Raw genomic sequence first — 14,663 nt, 5'->3', positions numbered from 1 at the left:
CCGATCCGGTCGGCCGTCAACTCACCTGCCATGACGGTGGACGGCGCCGCCACGATCGACCGGTCGGCCCACTCTCCCGACCACGGGCAACGCGACTGCCGGACGAGCCCGATCAGGGCCCGTCCGGCAGGAGACAGCGAGTTGCGAGTTGGAGGGGTGCGGCGCTCAGGCGCGTCAGGCGGGCAGCAGTCCGACGGCCTTCAGCCGCTTGTTCGAGAGCCGGGCGGCCCAGGCGACCACCAGGAGACCGATGCCCAGGAGCGGGTAACCCATGACGATCTTGGCCACGCCCAGCTCATCGACCTTGTCCGCTTCGTAGAGGTATCCCTGGACCGCGAACCGGGAGCCGAAGATGAAGGCCAGCACCAGGGTGGCGATGTCGTAGTAGAACCGCGAGAGCTTGTCCGCACGCCACACGTTGCCCTTACCGGTCGCGGAGTTCCAGATCACACCGGCCAGGGGCCACCGCGCCAGCACGGAGGCGAGGAAGAGGACGGCACCGGCCAGGCTTGCCCAGATGCCGATGAGGAAGTAGTCCTTGGCGGATCCCGTGTACCAGGAGATGCCGGCGGTGATCGCGACACCGAACACGCCGCCGATGGCCGGCATGATCGATTCCTTGCGTTTCAGCCGCTCCGCGGCGATGCCCAGCGCGACGGCGGCCGAGGCGATGATCGCCGTCTTCAGCCCGCGGGCGTTGTTGGCGACGACGAAGGCCAGGACGGGCAGCGCCGAGTAGACCAGTGCCTTGGACCCGCCCGCCTGCTCAAGGGCCGATTTCTGCTTCTGCTTCGGCTGACCGGGCCTGGAGTTCGTCTGCATGTCGGTCGTCGACTCCTGGCGGGGCGTGGTGTTCACGGTGATCATCTCTTCCGGGTTCGTAGGGGACGAGGCACGTCCCGGCGTGTCACTTAATGTCATGTTGGCACTAGGTGACATGGATGGCTACCGTCAGGGATGTGGCGTGCATCACAGTCGAAGGGGCGCCTGCTCAGCGCACCCGTCGAATCGGTGAAGAGCCGATGCGCGCGTGTCCGGGCACTCCGAAGCGCTGCCAGATCACGCCCGGCGCTACGAGACGACGGAACGAGTGCGCTGCTCGCGGAACTTGGTGGCCTTGATGACGCCGGAGGCCGCGAACGCCGCGGCCCCCTGCCCGCCTCGCCCGAGCATGACGTCCTCTACAGGGCCATGCTCCGCGCCGCCCGGCGGGCACCACCACGCCGGAGCCGGGGAAGAGCGGCTGACCTCGCGGCCGGAGAGCGGCTCGTGTCGGCGAAGGCTCGGGATGGGACCTCGGGATGGAACTCCGTGGCCCGACTCGGAGCCGTACAGCGGGGAATCCGCCATCGCACTGGGCGCGAACGGCTCAGAGCGAGGGCGGGGCGGTCGTGCTCCGGACGACGAGGCGGGGGGTGATGACGTCTTCCCCGGCGGGGCTCTTGTCGCCCTCCAGGCGTGCGACGGCCCGGCTGACGGCGAGGTGGGCGAGGCGGGGGATGTCCTGTCCGACGGTGGTGAGGTCGATGTGGGCCAGTCGGGCCAGATGGCTGTCGTCGAAGCCGACGACGGAGATGTCGTCGGGGACCGCGATGCCGGCGCGGAGGAAGACGTCGAGTACGCCGGTCGCGCAGCGGTCGTTGAAGGCCATCACGGCGGTGGGGTGCGGTCGGTCGGCCGACAGGGCGCGGGCGGCGTCGGCGCCGTCCTCCTCGGTGAGCCCGGCGGGGAGGATGCGGATGTGTTCGGCCAGGCCGTGGCGGTTCATGGCGGTGCGGTAGCCGCGGCGCCGGTCGGCCGCGCCCGGTGCCCGGCCGCCGTCGATGTGGACGATGTCGCGGTGGCCCAGAGCGACGAGGTGGTCCACCGCCTGCCGGGCACCCTCGTCGTCGGCGGTCCGTACGACCTCCAGGCCGGGGACGGACGGCCGCAGCCGGCGGGCCACGGAGACGACCGGCAGTTGCCCGGCCAGCTCCGCCAGTCGCGCGGCGGGGGCCTGTGGGCCGAGCAGGATCAGCGCCTCGCAGCGGTCGGCGAGCAGCGACTCGACGGCGCGCTGCTCGCCGCGCCCGGCGGCCACGGCGCTCAGCGCGATCTGGTAGCCGGCCGGTTCGGCCGCCGCGTAGAGGCCCTCCACCAGGTCGGTGTGGAACGGATGCTGGAGGCCGAACTGCACCCCGAGTAGCCGGGAACGCTGGCTGCGCAGCAGCCGTGCCCGGGCGTCCGGACGGTAACCGATCTCCCGCGCGGCCTGAAGGACGCGCTCGCGGGTGGCCGCACTGGCGCCCTTCGCGTCGCGCATCACGATGGAGACCAGGGCCGTGGACACGCCTGCCCGCGCCGCCACGTCCGCGAGCGTCGGCCGCTTTCCGGCGGGGACCGCCGGGGTTCCTGGCACCTGTCCTCCCTGGTCGGAGTCGCCTTCTCGGAAGCCAACTATAGAACGTTCTAGCATTCGTCGGCTACCGAAGTCTTGACAGGTCTGCGTGGCGACTGGCGTACTTCTGCTCACAGGCAGATCTAGAACGTTCTAGTTACTAGAACGTTCTAGATCAGAACCGAACACGGAGAAAGGGCGGGTGGCGATGTACACACTGGCGGTCTGTGCCGAGATGGTCTTCCTGGATCTGCCAGTCGACGAACGGGCACGGCGCATCCACGACGCAGGTTTCCAGGTCGAGATCTGGGACTGGACCCGGCATGATCTCGACGCCCTGGCGCGGACTCCGGCCGAGTTCTCGTCCATGACCGGGTACATCCGGGGCAGTCTGACCGACGAGGAGGGTGCGGCCGAACTCCTGCGCACCGCTGAGGAGTCACTCCGGGCGGCCGAGCAACTGGGCTGTCCCCGGCTGAACCTGCACGGCACCGGCCTGGACGACAAGGGCCTGCCGGTGGCGCCGGTGACCGGTGCGGCCACCGGCGAGATGTGGATCGCCGCCCGCCGCACGCTCACCCGACTCGCCGAGCTGGGTGAGAGCGCCGGAGTCACCTTCACCCTGGAGAACCTCAACACGGCCGTCGACCACCCCGGCGTGCCGTTCGCAACGGCCGCCGACACCCTGGCCCTGGTCCAGGCGGTGGACCGGTCCGGGCTCCGGATGAACCTGGACCTCTACCACGCCCAGATCGGCGAGGGGAACCTGATCGAGCTGGTCCGCAAGGCCCACGTCCTGGGCCTGATCGGCGAGATCCAGGTCGCCGACGTCCCCGGCCGCTGCGAACCCGGAACCGGCGAGATCAACTACCCCGCCATCGCCCGCACCCTCAAAGAACTCGGCTATGAGGGAACGGTCGCGATGGAGGCGTGGGCCTCCGGCGGCAGCGAACTCGCCCTGGAGCGCTTCCGCTCCGCCTTCACCCTCTGAAGCCCTCTGCCCTCTGCCTGCTCGCCGGGATCCGACGATCCCGCGGCTTCTGACCGTCGGGATCCGACGATCCCGACGGCCTCCGACCATGACGTACGGAGCACTCCCATGACCACCTCCATGACCGTCCCCAGGACCACCCAACAGCCTCTCGCCGTCGGCCTCATCGGCGCCGGACGCATGGGCGTCTTCCACGCCGAGACCCTCGCCCACCGTCTCCCGGGCGTCCGGCTCGCCGCCATCGCCGACCCCGCCCCGGGCACCGCGCAGAGCTTGGGCGACCGCCTCGGCTGCACCGCCGCCCACACGGACATTGGCGACCTCCTCGCCGACCCGCACATCGACGCGGTGGTGATCGCCACCCCGGCCCGCACCCACGCCGACCTCGTCGAGGCGGCGGCCAAGGCGGGCAAGGCGGTCTACTGCGAGAAACCCATGGCCGTCACCCTCGCCGAGGCCGACCGCGCCATCAAGGCCGCCGCCGACGCCGGCGTACCACTCCAGGTCGGCTTCAACCGCCGCTACGACCCGGGCTTCAGGGCCGCCCACGAGAAGATCACCGCCGGTGCCATCGGCACACCCCAGCTGCTGCGCTCGCTCACCCGCGACCCGAAACTGGCCGACCCGGCCCGTATACCCCCGTGGACGATCTTCCTGGAAACCCTCATCCACGATTTCGACATCCTGCGCCACCTCAACCCCGGCGCCGAACCCGTCGAGGTTTCCGCGTTGGCGGACGCCTTGATCCGCCCCGACTTCAAGGATCACGGCCTGCTCGACACCGCCGTCGTCACCGTCCGTTTCGACAACGGCGCCCTAGCCACCGCCGAGGCCAGCTTCCAGGCCGTCTACGGCTACGACGTACGCGCCGAAGTCCTCGGCTCGGCCGGCATGCTCACGATGGGCGACCTCCGCCGCACCCACCTGACCGCATACGGCCCCGACGGCGCCAACGCCGAGTGCGTCACCTACGACCAGCACCTCTTCCACGACGCCTACGTGGCCGAACTCGCCGACTTCACCGACAGTGCCCGCACCGGCCGCGCCCCCACGGCCACCGGCGAGGACGCCCGAGCCGCCCTGTCCATCGCCCTTGCCGCCATCGAGTCCGTCACCACCGGCGGCACCGTCCGCATCGACCAGCTCAAGGATCTCTGACGCGACCGTCCACGCGCGCGTCGGACGCCTTCTCGTCCCCGCCGTGCCTCACCCCGCGTGTCCGAGCCCTTCGCGCCCACAGCCCGCGCCGGCGCACTCAGTTGGAACCGTCGGGCTCTTCCTTCGCGGCGCGGCGGTACTCGGCGTTGATGCGCTGTGCTTCCTCGAGCTGGTCCTCAAGGATGACGATGCGGCAGGCCGCCTCGATCGGGGTCCCCTTGTCGACGAGTTCGCGGGCGCGAGCGGCGATCCGCAGTTGGTAGCGGGAGTACCGCCGGTGCCCGCCCTCCGAGCGGAGCGGAGTGATCAGACGGGCCTCACCGAGGGCCCGGAGGAAGCCGGGGGTGGTGCCGAGCATTTCGGCGGCCCGGCCCATCGTGTATGCGGGGTAGTCGTCGTCGTCCAGACGACCGCTGAGCGGAGTATCTGCTGTCATTTACACCTCGTTGTACGACGCGTCGAGGGGCCCTGGTGCCATATGGCACCAGGGCCCCGAAGGGTTTGTACACCATCTGTCGGCTCTACTGCTGTGCCGACCTGCTGTTTCCGCTATCCGGCCCGGAAGAGGGGCGGGAGTGCGGGGACCGTGGATACGTGACCGGGGACCACCTTCCAATCCGGGGTCTTGCGGTACCCGGCCGAATGTTTCCTGGGCCGGGCGATCCTGATGGCGTCTGCTCCCTTCGTGCTTCCTCTGAACTGCTGATGCACTGCTGGTTTTGCTGTCGGCGGCCCCTCGACCTGCGAGCCGCCCAGTGCGACTGCCAGTCCCGTCACCGTCCTGCGAACAACCTGGCTCCGGAACTCCACAGTCACTCTGACCTGCGAACTTCGTGTACTACTGCCTGGCAGTTCGTGTCTGCCGGGCTTCCTTGACCGTGTCTACGAAAGGAACCTTAGCTAGATCACCGGCAAATGTCTACTCTGACGAGAGTAGATTTCGGCGCCCTTGAGACGCAGGTATTTTGCGGCAGCCGACAGCGCGGACACGGTGGACCATGAGCTCCGGCGCGCCGGTCTCTCACCGCGCCGGTTCGCCGGCCTCATGTCGGCGCCGGCAGTCACGTACAGGAAATGAGCACGGCGGACCGGCCGCTGCATAAAATCGGCTCTCATGTCGAAACCTGACGACCTGCTCGTGGACATCGCCACCATGGTGGAGTCCGCGCAAAGCAACCAGATGTCGCTGACTGTGGTGGTCGGCGGAGCTGTCATCACCGGCCGACTGGCTCCCGAAGCCGTGTGGAGGGAGCGAGTGTCGGAGGTGCTGAAGGACTCGGACCGTCTCGGCCGGTTCTCCGGTGTCTTCACAGCCGACCGGACAGAGGACCGACCCGAGCGCGGCGAGCCGCCCACGCATCTGCACTTCCATCTCGCCCGGATCCTGCAGGGAAGTGTCGGGATCCCCGAGACGGGTGGAATGTACCGAGTCGCGATCAGCGACGTCAGTGCCTGGACCGTGGGCGACTTCAGTTACTCCGAACCGTAGGGCGCCACGCGATGAGGGCCCTGCCGACGTGTGTCGGCAGGGCCCTCATCGATGCTGTGGTGCCGGCTTCCGCCGGTCCTCATGGTTTCAGGCGGTGGGCCCGCTGAGCAGGGCCGATGCCGTCTGCAACGGAGTGAGGACGGGCGCGGCGGGTGCGCTCTCCTCGCCGCCGCGGCAGGTGAAACCGAGGCGGCTCATGGCGCGGGTGACCTCACCGCTGGTGAAGTCACGGCGGTCCTGCCGTGTGATGATTTCGCCCACTTGCTTGACGGGGTAGTGGCGGCGGCCGATGAGTACGGACTCACCCGTGATGGGCTCGGGCTTGACGCCCTTCATGGAGGCCAGTACTTCGTGCTTGAAGAGGTCGAACGGGAACCGGGCGATGACACAGCGCATGATGCCTCACAGGGACGGAGAACGAGTACGGGGCTGATCGGGTGAGGTGGGTCCAGGCGATCGGGGTCGCTCAGGCCGTCGGGTTGGAGGCGCGCTGTGCCGTGCGGCGTGCCGCCTGGCCGGTGGACCGGCCCTGGCCGCTGCGGCCGCGGCGGCCCCGAGACGAGGAAGAGGCGCTGCGCCGGGGGCGTTCCGCGGCCGGCGCGGTGATGACGACCGGGACACCCGAGGGGGCCTGAGCGCCTGTGATGCGGCTCAACTCCGCTTCGCCCGAACGCACTTGGGTGGTTTGGGGGGTGATGCGAGCGGAGGCCATCAGCCGGCTCATGTCGCGGCGCTGGTTGGGGGTCACCAGGGTGACGACGCTGCCGGACTCGCCGGCGCGTGCCGTGCGGCCGCCACGGTGCAGATAGTCCTTGTGGTCGCTGGGCGGATCGACGTTCACGACCAGATCGAGGTTGTCGACGTGGATTCCGCGCGCCGCGACGTTGGTCGCCACCAGGACCGTCACATGCCCGGTCTTGAACTGGGCCAGGGTCCGTGTGCGCTGCGGCTGGGACTTGCCACCGTGCAGGGCACCGGCACGGACGCCGCTGTTCAGCAGATGCTCGGTCAGCCGGTCCACCGCGTGCTTGGTGTCCAGGAACATGAGCACCCGGCCCTCGCGTGCCGCGATCTCGGTGGTTGTCCGGTGCTTGTCCGCGCCGTGTACGTGGAGTACGTGGTGCTCCATGGTGGCGACCGCCCCCGCGGACGGGTCGACGGAGTGGACCACCGGGTCGTGCAGATAGCGGCGGACCAGCAGATCGACGTTACGGTCCAGGGTGGCCGAGAAGAGCATCCGCTGGCCCTCGGGACGCACCTGGTCGAGCAGCGCGGTGACCTGGGGCATGAAGCCCATGTCGGTCATCTGGTCGGCCTCGTCCAGGACGGTGATGGCGACGCGGTCGAGTCGGCAGTCGCCGCGGTCGATGAGGTCCTTGAGCCGGCCCGGCGTGGCGACGACGACCTCCGCACCGCCGCGCAGTGCCCCCGCCTGCCTGCCGATCGACATCCCGCCGACCACGGTGGTCAGCCGCAGCCGCACAGCGCGGGCGTACGGAGTGAGCGCGTCGGTGACCTGTTGGGCGAGCTCGCGGGTGGGTACGAGGACGAGGGCCAGCGGCTGCCTGGGCTCGGCGCGCTGACCGGCCGTACGGGCGAGAAGCGCGAGGCCGAAGGCGAGGGTCTTGCCCGAACCGGTGCGGCCACGGCCGAGTACGTCGCGGCCCGCGAGGGAGTTCGGCAGGGTCGCCGCCTGGATCGGGAACGGTGCGGTCACGCCTTCGTGGCCGAGTGCGGCCAGCAACTGCGCCGGCATGGCGAGATCGGCGAACGTCTCGACGGCATCGAGCGCGGGGGTGATCGTCTTCGGCAGTGCGAACTCGCCCTGAGGCGCGGCCTGTCGGCGTCCGTGACCTTCGGGACGGCGCGGAGCACCGGAGCGGCCGGAAACCGCGGCTCCAGTTCCGGCTCCGTAACGGCTGCCACCCCTTTTGGAGGGGGAACTTCCGGTGCGAGTACGGACGAAGCGATCGTTTGTACGCGTGCGGTTCATGCGGGACCTTCCTTGATGTGGCACGTATCAAGGAATTCCCGCAGCAAATGAGCAGCGCAGAGAATCGCGAGAACGAGCCGAAGACAATGCGGGATCGAATTTGATCCCGAAGGGAATGTGTAGAGAATGCGTGTGGGATTCGTCTCTCACGAAAATGGTGAGATCCCGGCAGCCGGGGATCAAGGGGAACCTGTCCCTGGATCAGCCTGCGGCTGAAACTGCGAGGGACGGGCCGGCAGGCAGCCCGCGCCCTGAAAACCGATCAGCTGGGGCCCGCACCCCAAGGTGCGGGCCCCAGCTGCGAAGTACGTGTCAGCGTCAGGCGGGAACGATGTTCTCGGCCGTCGGGCCCTTCTGGCCCTGCGCGATGTCGAAGGTCACCTTCTGGCCCTCCGTCAGCTCACGGAAGCCCTGAGCGGCGATGTTCGAGTAGTGGGCGAAGACGTCGGCGCCGCCGCCGTCCTGCTCGATGAAGCCGAAGCCCTTTTCCGCGTTGAACCACTTCACGGTGCCGGCAGCCATGTTGAATCTCCTTTGGGACGGTGCTCGGAGTCCACACTGTGCGGACTCCGCGTCGCCGTGATGATCACCCCGCCGGAAAACAACCGGTTATGTAAGGAGCTCTACCGGTATATGAAACCGGTGAGGATGCTCCCAAGTGTTCGGGAACCACAACTGCAACTGGAGTCGACAGTAGCACGGTGCGATCGACCGTATGCGCTGGATAACTCTGCTCCACCTGCCGAGCAAGGAACCTTCATCGAGCGTGGCGTCTATTTCTCATTTCGCGGCCACAGATATTGGCTCGCCCGGACCCCAGCGTTTCTGCCCGGCAGGGCTTCCGGCTCAGCCCCCGAAGACCTCCGGTGGCACACCCAGTTCCTTCGGGCCGACCAGGCCGAACGAGGGCCCACGGGTGAGCCAGAGCAGCATGGGCAGAGCCCGGTCCGGGTGCCGACGGCCCATCTCCCGGGCGATGTCGGCGACGGGCACCCGGGGCCTCGCGACCTCCTGGTAGTCCTGCAGCCAGGTCCTGGTGTCGTCGATGACCTCCGTTCCGCCCACCGGGCCGTGGCCAGGGACGACGATCGTGAGTTCGCCCAGTGCCTGCACCAGGTCCAGGGCGGTCAGCCAGGATCCGGGGTTGTTGGTGTCCGCCATGTAGCAGTGCGAGTGGTGGTTGAGCAGGTCCCCGGCGATCAGAGCCCCCGATCCGGGCACGTGGAAGGCGGTGGCGTGGACCGTCTCCGCGACCGGCAGGTCCACGAAGACCACCTCGTGTCCTTCGAGGGAGCCGCGCTCTCCGGTCAGCGGCCGGGGAACCGGCATCTCGTCCGGGATCTGGTCCCCGTAGGCCTCCTGCCAGTGCAGGCGCTTGGCCGGCCACTCCAGGATCCCGTCGATGACTCCCTGTCTGGCAAAGATCGGGGTGTCGGGGAAGGCGGCCTGGATCTCGGCCATGCCGCCGTAGTGGTCGGGGTGGGCGTGCGTGATGTACGCGGCCTTGAGGTTCCTGCCGGTGTCGCGGACGCGTTCGGCCAGTTCGCGCGCCTCGTCGCGGACGAACTGGACGTCGATCAGGATCGCGTCCCGCTCGCCGCTGATGAGGACGCAGTTGGGCGACAGGGCGGGCTCGGAGCCGGCGAAGACATCGAAGCGGAGTCCGCCTCGCTCCTGCGAGTAGATGGTGGTCAGCATGGGGCAGTCCTTTGCGATGCGGCCTGTTTCGTCCCGCTCAGTGCCGTGCCATGCTCTGAGCCGTGGCGTAACGCTAAGGAAACCTGATGATGAGCGACATGACTGGGAGCGCGCGGTCTCCGGTACCGGAGCGCACGGCCACGGCCGAGCGGAGCTTCTCCACGGTCGGTCTCGACGGGGGTGACCAGTGGGATTACTGGAACGAGGTCACCCGTACGGCGTTCGTCGCGATGCTCGCAGCGGGGGTGCCCGCACCGGCCACCGCCGCGCGGACGGCCGGCTTCGACGCGCGGGCGGTGGCCCGGGAGACGGGCGGGCTGCGCCTCAGTACGGTGAGCGCCGACCCGCACGAGGCCGCCCGTACCCCCGCACTTGTCCGCCGGGCGGAGGGGGAGGACTTCTTCCTCACGCTGATCTGCGAGGGGTCGGGGACCGTGCGGCAGGACGACCGTTCGGGCGCGATGGGGCCGGGCGACTTCACGCTGGTCGACAGCGCCAGGCCGTATGTCTTCCGGTTCGAGGAGCGCTTCCGCTCGGTGGTCCTGCAGATACCGCGCGGGATGCTCACCTCCCGGTGTGCGACGGCCGAACGGATCACAGCAGTGCCGTTCCGGGCCACGGGCGGCCCGGGCGCGTTCGTCAGCCCTGTCCTGCGCGCGCTCGCCGAAGAGGGCCGCGCTCTCGACGAAGGGCTGGCCCACTCGGTCACGGCGAACGTCCTGGACCTGCTCGCCGCTGTGTACGACGCCCACGCCGACAGCGCCGGCGCAGCGGGTTCGGCCGTCCACCGCCGTGACCTGAGACGTGCCATGGAGTACCTCGACGAACGGCTGCACGATCCCGGACTCACCCTGCTCGCCGCCGGTCACGCCCTCGGTTTCTCCCTGCGTTATCTCCACCAGCTCTTCCAGGAAGCGGGAACCACGCCCCGGACCTGGCTCTACGACCGGCGACTCGACCGGGCCCGCACCATGCTGCTGAGGCCGCCCGGCCAGGACGCCCCGACGATCGCAGACATCGCCCTGCGCGTCGGCTTCAAGGACCCGTCACACTTCTCCCGGGCGTTCAAGGCCCGGTACGGCACCAGCCCCGCCAACTTCCGTACTTCGCCCGGCAGTTGACGTCGGTCCTGAGAAGAGGGCCCTGAGATGGAGGCTCAGAGGCCGGCCGGGCGGTGGCGACCGCGACGCCGATCACGAAGCCGTACGAGCCGGCGATCGCGGTGGGTGGCGGCTTCATCGTCCCGCTGTCGACCGCGCCGGATCGGACACTCGGACACGGGCCCGCGAGTCCCACGACAACCGGGACGCCGCCGGTTTCGACGCCGTCGACACCCGCGAGGTGCTCCTCCACGGCCGCCTCGTCGAGGACGCCGGTCCCACCGGCGTCCTTCTCGACGGCGAGCGAGCCGCGAACTCCGACGCGACGACCATCGCGACAACATCCCACGCCACGGCCCTACCCCCACCCGTCCCAGCCGGCTGTCCCGTCACCCCCGGTCGGAGACGTTGGTCTGTCACGTGTTCGGCAGCCAGGGGGCGAGTGCGGTGTCGACCTCGTCTGCGACGGTGTCCTTGTCGAGCCGTTCGCCGAGCAGGAAGCGCTGGAAGAGCAGGGGGCCGACGATGCGGGCGATGAGATCTGTGGCGTGCTCCTGAACGCCGGGGCGGAGTTCACCGCGTTCGACGGCGGCGGCGAGTGCGCGGGCGAAGTGTTCGTCGGCCTGGCCGAAGATCTCCTCGCGGATGCGCCGTGCGTCCTTGTCCCGCTCGGCCTGCTGAATGATCGTGATGAGGACCGTCACGGCGGCCGGTTGGTTGAACCGATGGGTCATCTGTTCCATCTGGGTCATCAGTTGGTCGCGGACGGGGCTGTCGTCGAAGGTGAGCAGGGGGCGGACGTCGTTGGCGAGTGCGTCGATGAGGAGGGTCTGCTGGTCGGGCCAGTGTCGGTAGACGGTGGCGCGTCCGATTCCGGCTCGTCGGGCGACGGTGGCATGGGTGACGTTTTCGGGGCCGCCTTCGACGAGGAGTTCGGTGGCGGCGGTCAGGGCGGCGGCGCGGCTGCGGAGGGCGCGAGGGTCGTCGTTGGTCCGGGACATCGGGATACATCTTTCTCTCGGGGCGATCTGTGAGACGCGTTGACTCATAACCCTTCTTCGATACATACTGTCTCACAGGTGGGGATGGAAGTCCCGCCGAAGGAGACGCTCGCCGTATGACCGTGCGAGCCCCACGGACGCGGGGCACGGACCGCACCGCGGTCCAACTCTCCCCTGTGCCCCGCTGGTGGGGGCGGGCCGATCCCCCCGGCCCGCCCCGACCTCTTCATCCGGCACCGAGCCGGGTCGGTCTCCGACTACCAGGTCCAGGGTCTTCCCGACCGGGCCGGGCGCACCTCCGCTCCAGGCGCGCCCGGCCCGGTTTCTGTCACTCGCCCTGGTGGGAGAGCTCGATGTCGTGGCCGTCCACGCCGGAGCCGTGCACGGTCAGATGGGTGGCCCGCGGCGGGTAGCCGGTCGCCATGACCGAGTACTCGCCGCCGTCCAGGTCGGTGAAGGCGTAGCCGCCGTCCTCGCCGGTGGTCGCGGTGGCCACCACGTTGCCGGCCGTGTCGACGAGCGTGACCCGCGCGTCGTTCAGCGGCCGGCCCGCGGCCGTGACCACGCCCTGCACCCGTGAGCCGGAGGACAGCTCGACCTCGCTCCTGGTGACGCCCTGCACGGCGACCTCGACGGGCAGCGCGACGGGCCGGTACCCGACCGCGGTCACCGCGAGGGTCACCTGGCCGGGCACCAGCTCGGCGAAGGTGAAGACGCCGTCCGTGCCGGTGAGTCCGGTGGCGATCACCTCGCCGCGCACGTCGGCCGCGACCATCAGGGCGCCGACGACCGGCTCCTTGGTGTCGGCCGACCTGACCGTGCCGAGCAGGCTGCTGGTGCCGGAGAGCAGGATGTCGTACGAGACCGGCTCGCCGGCGACCACGACCGTGGACGCCTGCGGCTGGTAGCCGTCGGCGGACGCGATGAGCACATAACTGCCGACGCCAGGCACGTCCACCTGGTACGAGCCGTCCGGCCCGGCCACCGCACGGCCCAACTGCCGCCCGCCCAGCGAGACCAGCGTGACGGCGGCCCGCGGCACGGGCGCGGACTCGGCGCTGCGGACGTGGCCGCCGACCGGTGTGCCGCCGACGGACGGGACCTCGGCCGGGACGCTCGCGGTCGCCGCCGGGACGGCCGCGGAGAGCGGCTGGTCCGGGGTGCCGACGGCCCGTGTGTCCGAGGAGGCGACCGGGTCCGGCACCTTCTCGTCGTCGCCGCGGCGGCGAAGACCGAGCGCCGCGAGGGCGGCGCCGACGAGGGCGAGGACGCCGGTGACGAGGACGGCCGTGTGGACGCCGTTCATGAAGGCGGTCTGGCTGCCCTCCGTCACGGCCGCCCTGAGCTGTACGGGCATCGTGTCGGTGACCGGGGCGACGCCCATCGCGACCGCGTCCTTCGCCTCCTCGAGACGAGCGGCGACCGAGCCGGGCACACCCGCGTCGGTCAGCGAGTCGGTGAGCGTGGAGCCGACGCGGCTGCTGATGATCGAGACGAGCACCGACGTGCCGAGCGCGCCGCCGATCTGCAGCGAGGTGGCCTGCAGGCCACCCGCGACGCCACCGTCCTTGACGGGCGCGTTGCCGACGATCGCGTCGGACGACGCGGCCATCACCATGCCGACGCCGAGGCCGAGCGCGGCGAACGGCGGCCACATGGTGGCGTACGAGGAGTCGGCGCTCCACGCGAGCATCGCGAACGCGGCGCCGGCCTGCAGCACCATCCCCAGCGGCATGGTCAGCCGCGGGCCGAACTTCTCGGTGAGCTTCGCGCCGAGCGGCGAGGCCAGCATGGAGACGAGGCTGAGCGGCAGGGTGCGCACACCGGCCTCGACGGGCGTGAAGCCGCGTACGTTCTGCAGGTACAGCATCACGAAGAAGATCACGCCGAGCAGGATGAAGAAGTTCAGCGCGGTGACGACCGTACCGATGGTCAGGGCCGGGTTGCGGAACAGGCGCATGGGCAGGAGAGGGTGCGCGACGCGGGTCTCGTACCAGCCGAAGAGGACCAGGACGACCAGCCCTCCGACGATCGCGCCGAGCGTGCCGGCCGAAGTCCAGCCCCACGTCTCGCCCTTGACGACGCCGAAGACGACGGCGAGCAGTCCGAGCGCGAGCAGCACGACGCCGGGCACGTCGAACTTCTCGCTCGCGGCGGCCTCGTTCCTGGACTGCGGCAGCACCACGAGGCCGAAGACGAGGGCGATGACGCCGATGGGGGCGTTGATGTAGAAGACGGACTCCCAGTTGACGTGCTCGACGAGCAGTCCGCCGACGATCGGGCCGAGCGCGGTGGAGACGGACGAGATCATCGCCCAGATGCCGACCGCCATGCCGAACTTCTTCGGCGGGAACACGGCGCGCAGCAGCGCGAGGGTGTTGGGCATGAGCATCGCGCCGAAGAGACCTTGTACGGCGCGGAAGGCGATGACGCCCTCGACCGAGCCGACGAGGCCGATCGCGACGGACGCGATGGTGAATCCGACGACGCCGACGAGGTAGAGGGTGCGGCGCCCGAAGCGGTCGCCGAGCTTGCCGCCGAGGATGAGGGCGGCGGCGAGGGCGAGCAGGTAGGAGTTGGTGACCCACTGCAGTTCCGCGGTGGTGGCGTTCAGGTCGCGGGCGATCTCGGCGTTGGCGATCGAGACGACGGAGCCGTCGAGGCCGACCATGAACAGGCCGAACGCGACGGCGATCAGCGTCAGCCACGGGTTGGCGCGGAGACCGCGAGGTTGGGGAGCGGCGGATGCCGGGGTGGGCGCTGTGGAGACAGCGGTGACAGGCATGGGAAAGAGGTGTCCTCAGGACGTACGGCGCGCAGATGGGAGCGCGTGGACGTGTGTGGGGGGTGGGGGAG

The 14,663-nt window shown here is 69.6% G+C and carries 13 protein-coding genes; 4 read left to right on the top strand and 9 right to left on the bottom strand.

Annotated elements, in window-relative coordinates:
• Window positions 1-174: 174 nt before the first annotated feature.
• Window positions 175-822 carry a DUF3159 domain-containing protein gene (locus IEZ21_RS12065; protein WP_189322248.1) on the bottom strand — a complete coding sequence of 216 codons (648 nt, stop codon included), beginning with the start codon at window positions 820-822 and terminating at the stop codon, window positions 175-177.
• A 547-nt stretch (window positions 823-1,369) separates the two neighbouring features.
• Complete coding sequence (locus IEZ21_RS12060; RefSeq protein ID WP_213089290.1) at window positions 1,370-2,398, bottom strand: LacI family DNA-binding transcriptional regulator; 1,029 nt, start codon at window positions 2,396-2,398, stop codon at window positions 1,370-1,372.
• A gap of 187 nt (window positions 2,399-2,585) precedes the next feature.
• Between IEZ21_RS12060 and IEZ21_RS12055 the strand changes: the two genes are divergently transcribed.
• Window positions 2,586-3,368, top strand: a complete 783-nt coding sequence (locus IEZ21_RS12055) for a TIM barrel protein (RefSeq protein WP_189322247.1) — start codon at window positions 2,586-2,588, stop codon at window positions 3,366-3,368.
• A gap of 108 nt (window positions 3,369-3,476) precedes the next feature.
• Window positions 3,477-4,526, top strand: coding sequence for a Gfo/Idh/MocA family oxidoreductase (locus IEZ21_RS12050; RefSeq protein ID WP_246567623.1), 1,050 nt, complete (start codon window positions 3,477-3,479; stop codon window positions 4,524-4,526).
• Between the two features lie 97 nt (window positions 4,527-4,623).
• Here the strand turns inward: IEZ21_RS12050 and IEZ21_RS12045 are convergent, their stop codons facing one another.
• Window positions 4,624-4,962: a helix-turn-helix domain-containing protein gene (locus IEZ21_RS12045; protein WP_189321885.1), complete on the bottom strand. Its 339-nt coding sequence runs from the start codon at window positions 4,960-4,962 to the stop codon at window positions 4,624-4,626.
• A gap of 678 nt (window positions 4,963-5,640) precedes the next feature.
• On the opposite strand from IEZ21_RS12045, the gene IEZ21_RS12040 reads away from it, so the two are divergent.
• Window positions 5,641-6,015 (top strand): GvpU-like protein, encoded by a 375-nt coding sequence (locus tag IEZ21_RS12040; protein ID WP_033320505.1) that lies wholly within the window; start codon window positions 5,641-5,643, stop codon window positions 6,013-6,015.
• A gap of 87 nt (window positions 6,016-6,102) precedes the next feature.
• Here IEZ21_RS12040 and IEZ21_RS12035 read toward each other — a convergent pair whose 3' ends face one another.
• The 4 genes from IEZ21_RS12035 to IEZ21_RS12020 all read right to left on the bottom strand — a co-directional run bounded on the left by IEZ21_RS12035 (window position 6,103) and on the right by IEZ21_RS12020 (window position 9,706).
• Entirely contained in the window at window positions 6,103-6,411 is a 309-nt protein-coding gene (locus IEZ21_RS12035) for an SCO5918 family protein (RefSeq protein WP_189321884.1), read from the bottom strand.
• A gap of 70 nt (window positions 6,412-6,481) precedes the next feature.
• Entirely contained in the window at window positions 6,482-8,008 is a 1,527-nt protein-coding gene (locus IEZ21_RS12030) for a DEAD/DEAH box helicase (RefSeq protein WP_189321883.1), read from the bottom strand.
• Between the two features lie 318 nt (window positions 8,009-8,326).
• On the bottom strand, window positions 8,327-8,530 hold the full coding sequence (locus tag IEZ21_RS12025; protein ID WP_033320508.1) for a cold-shock protein: 204 nt from the start codon (window positions 8,528-8,530) through the stop codon (window positions 8,327-8,329).
• 324 nt (window positions 8,531-8,854) lie between these two features.
• Window positions 8,855-9,706, bottom strand: coding sequence for an MBL fold metallo-hydrolase (locus tag IEZ21_RS12020; RefSeq protein WP_189321882.1), 852 nt, complete (start codon window positions 9,704-9,706; stop codon window positions 8,855-8,857).
• 98 nt (window positions 9,707-9,804) lie between these two features.
• Here IEZ21_RS12020 and IEZ21_RS12015 point away from each other — a divergent pair, with 98 nt between their 5' ends.
• Entirely contained in the window at window positions 9,805-10,827 is a 1,023-nt protein-coding gene (locus tag IEZ21_RS12015; protein ID WP_189321881.1) for an AraC-like ligand-binding domain-containing protein, read from the top strand.
• 395 nt (window positions 10,828-11,222) lie between these two features.
• Here IEZ21_RS12015 and IEZ21_RS12010 read toward each other — a convergent pair whose 3' ends face one another.
• Together IEZ21_RS12010 and IEZ21_RS48785 are read right to left on the bottom strand one after the other, a co-directional pair.
• Window positions 11,223-11,807 (bottom strand): TetR/AcrR family transcriptional regulator, encoded by a 585-nt coding sequence (locus IEZ21_RS12010; protein ID WP_189321880.1) that lies wholly within the window; start codon window positions 11,805-11,807, stop codon window positions 11,223-11,225.
• Window positions 11,808-12,135: 328 nt separating this feature from the next.
• A complete protein-coding gene (locus tag IEZ21_RS48785) occupies window positions 12,136-14,592 on the bottom strand; it encodes an MFS transporter (protein ID WP_189321879.1) in 2,457 nt (818 codons plus the stop codon).
• Window positions 14,593-14,663 lie beyond the last annotated feature (71 nt).

It is taken from the genome of Streptomyces flaveus, assembly GCF_014647675.1.
Classification (GTDB): Bacteria; Actinomycetota; Actinomycetes; order Streptomycetales; family Streptomycetaceae; genus Streptomyces; species Streptomyces flaveus.
This window is presented reverse-complemented; position numbering and strand designations above follow the sequence as displayed.

Bases quoted from the DNA above. Each gene is read 5' to 3' on its own strand.
- IEZ21_RS12015 (WP_189321881.1), top strand. From the start codon at position 9,805: ATGACTGGGAGCGCGCGGTCTCCGGTACCGGAGCGCACGGCCACGGCC.
- IEZ21_RS12020 (WP_189321882.1), bottom strand. From the start codon at position 9,706: ATGCTGACCACCATCTACTCGCAGGAGCGAGGCGGACTCCGCTTCGAT.
- IEZ21_RS12030 (WP_189321883.1), bottom strand. From the start codon at position 8,008: ATGAACCGCACGCGTACAAACGATCGCTTCGTCCGTACTCGCACCGGA.
- IEZ21_RS12055 (WP_189322247.1), top strand. From the start codon at position 2,586: ATGTACACACTGGCGGTCTGTGCCGAGATGGTCTTCCTGGATCTGCCA.
- IEZ21_RS12010 (WP_189321880.1), bottom strand. From the start codon at position 11,807: ATGTCCCGGACCAACGACGACCCTCGCGCCCTCCGCAGCCGCGCCGCC.
- IEZ21_RS12025 (WP_033320508.1), bottom strand. From the start codon at position 8,530: ATGGCTGCCGGCACCGTGAAGTGGTTCAACGCGGAAAAGGGCTTCGGC.
- IEZ21_RS12035 (WP_189321884.1), bottom strand. From the start codon at position 6,411: ATGCGCTGTGTCATCGCCCGGTTCCCGTTCGACCTCTTCAAGCACGAA.
- IEZ21_RS12040 (WP_033320505.1), top strand. From the start codon at position 5,641: ATGTCGAAACCTGACGACCTGCTCGTGGACATCGCCACCATGGTGGAG.
- IEZ21_RS12045 (WP_189321885.1), bottom strand. From the start codon at position 4,962: ATGACAGCAGATACTCCGCTCAGCGGTCGTCTGGACGACGACGACTAC.
- IEZ21_RS12050 (WP_246567623.1), top strand. From the start codon at position 3,477: ATGACCACCTCCATGACCGTCCCCAGGACCACCCAACAGCCTCTCGCC.
- IEZ21_RS12065 (WP_189322248.1), bottom strand. From the start codon at position 822: ATGCAGACGAACTCCAGGCCCGGTCAGCCGAAGCAGAAGCAGAAATCG.
- IEZ21_RS48785 (WP_189321879.1), bottom strand. From the start codon at position 14,592: ATGCCTGTCACCGCTGTCTCCACAGCGCCCACCCCGGCATCCGCCGCT.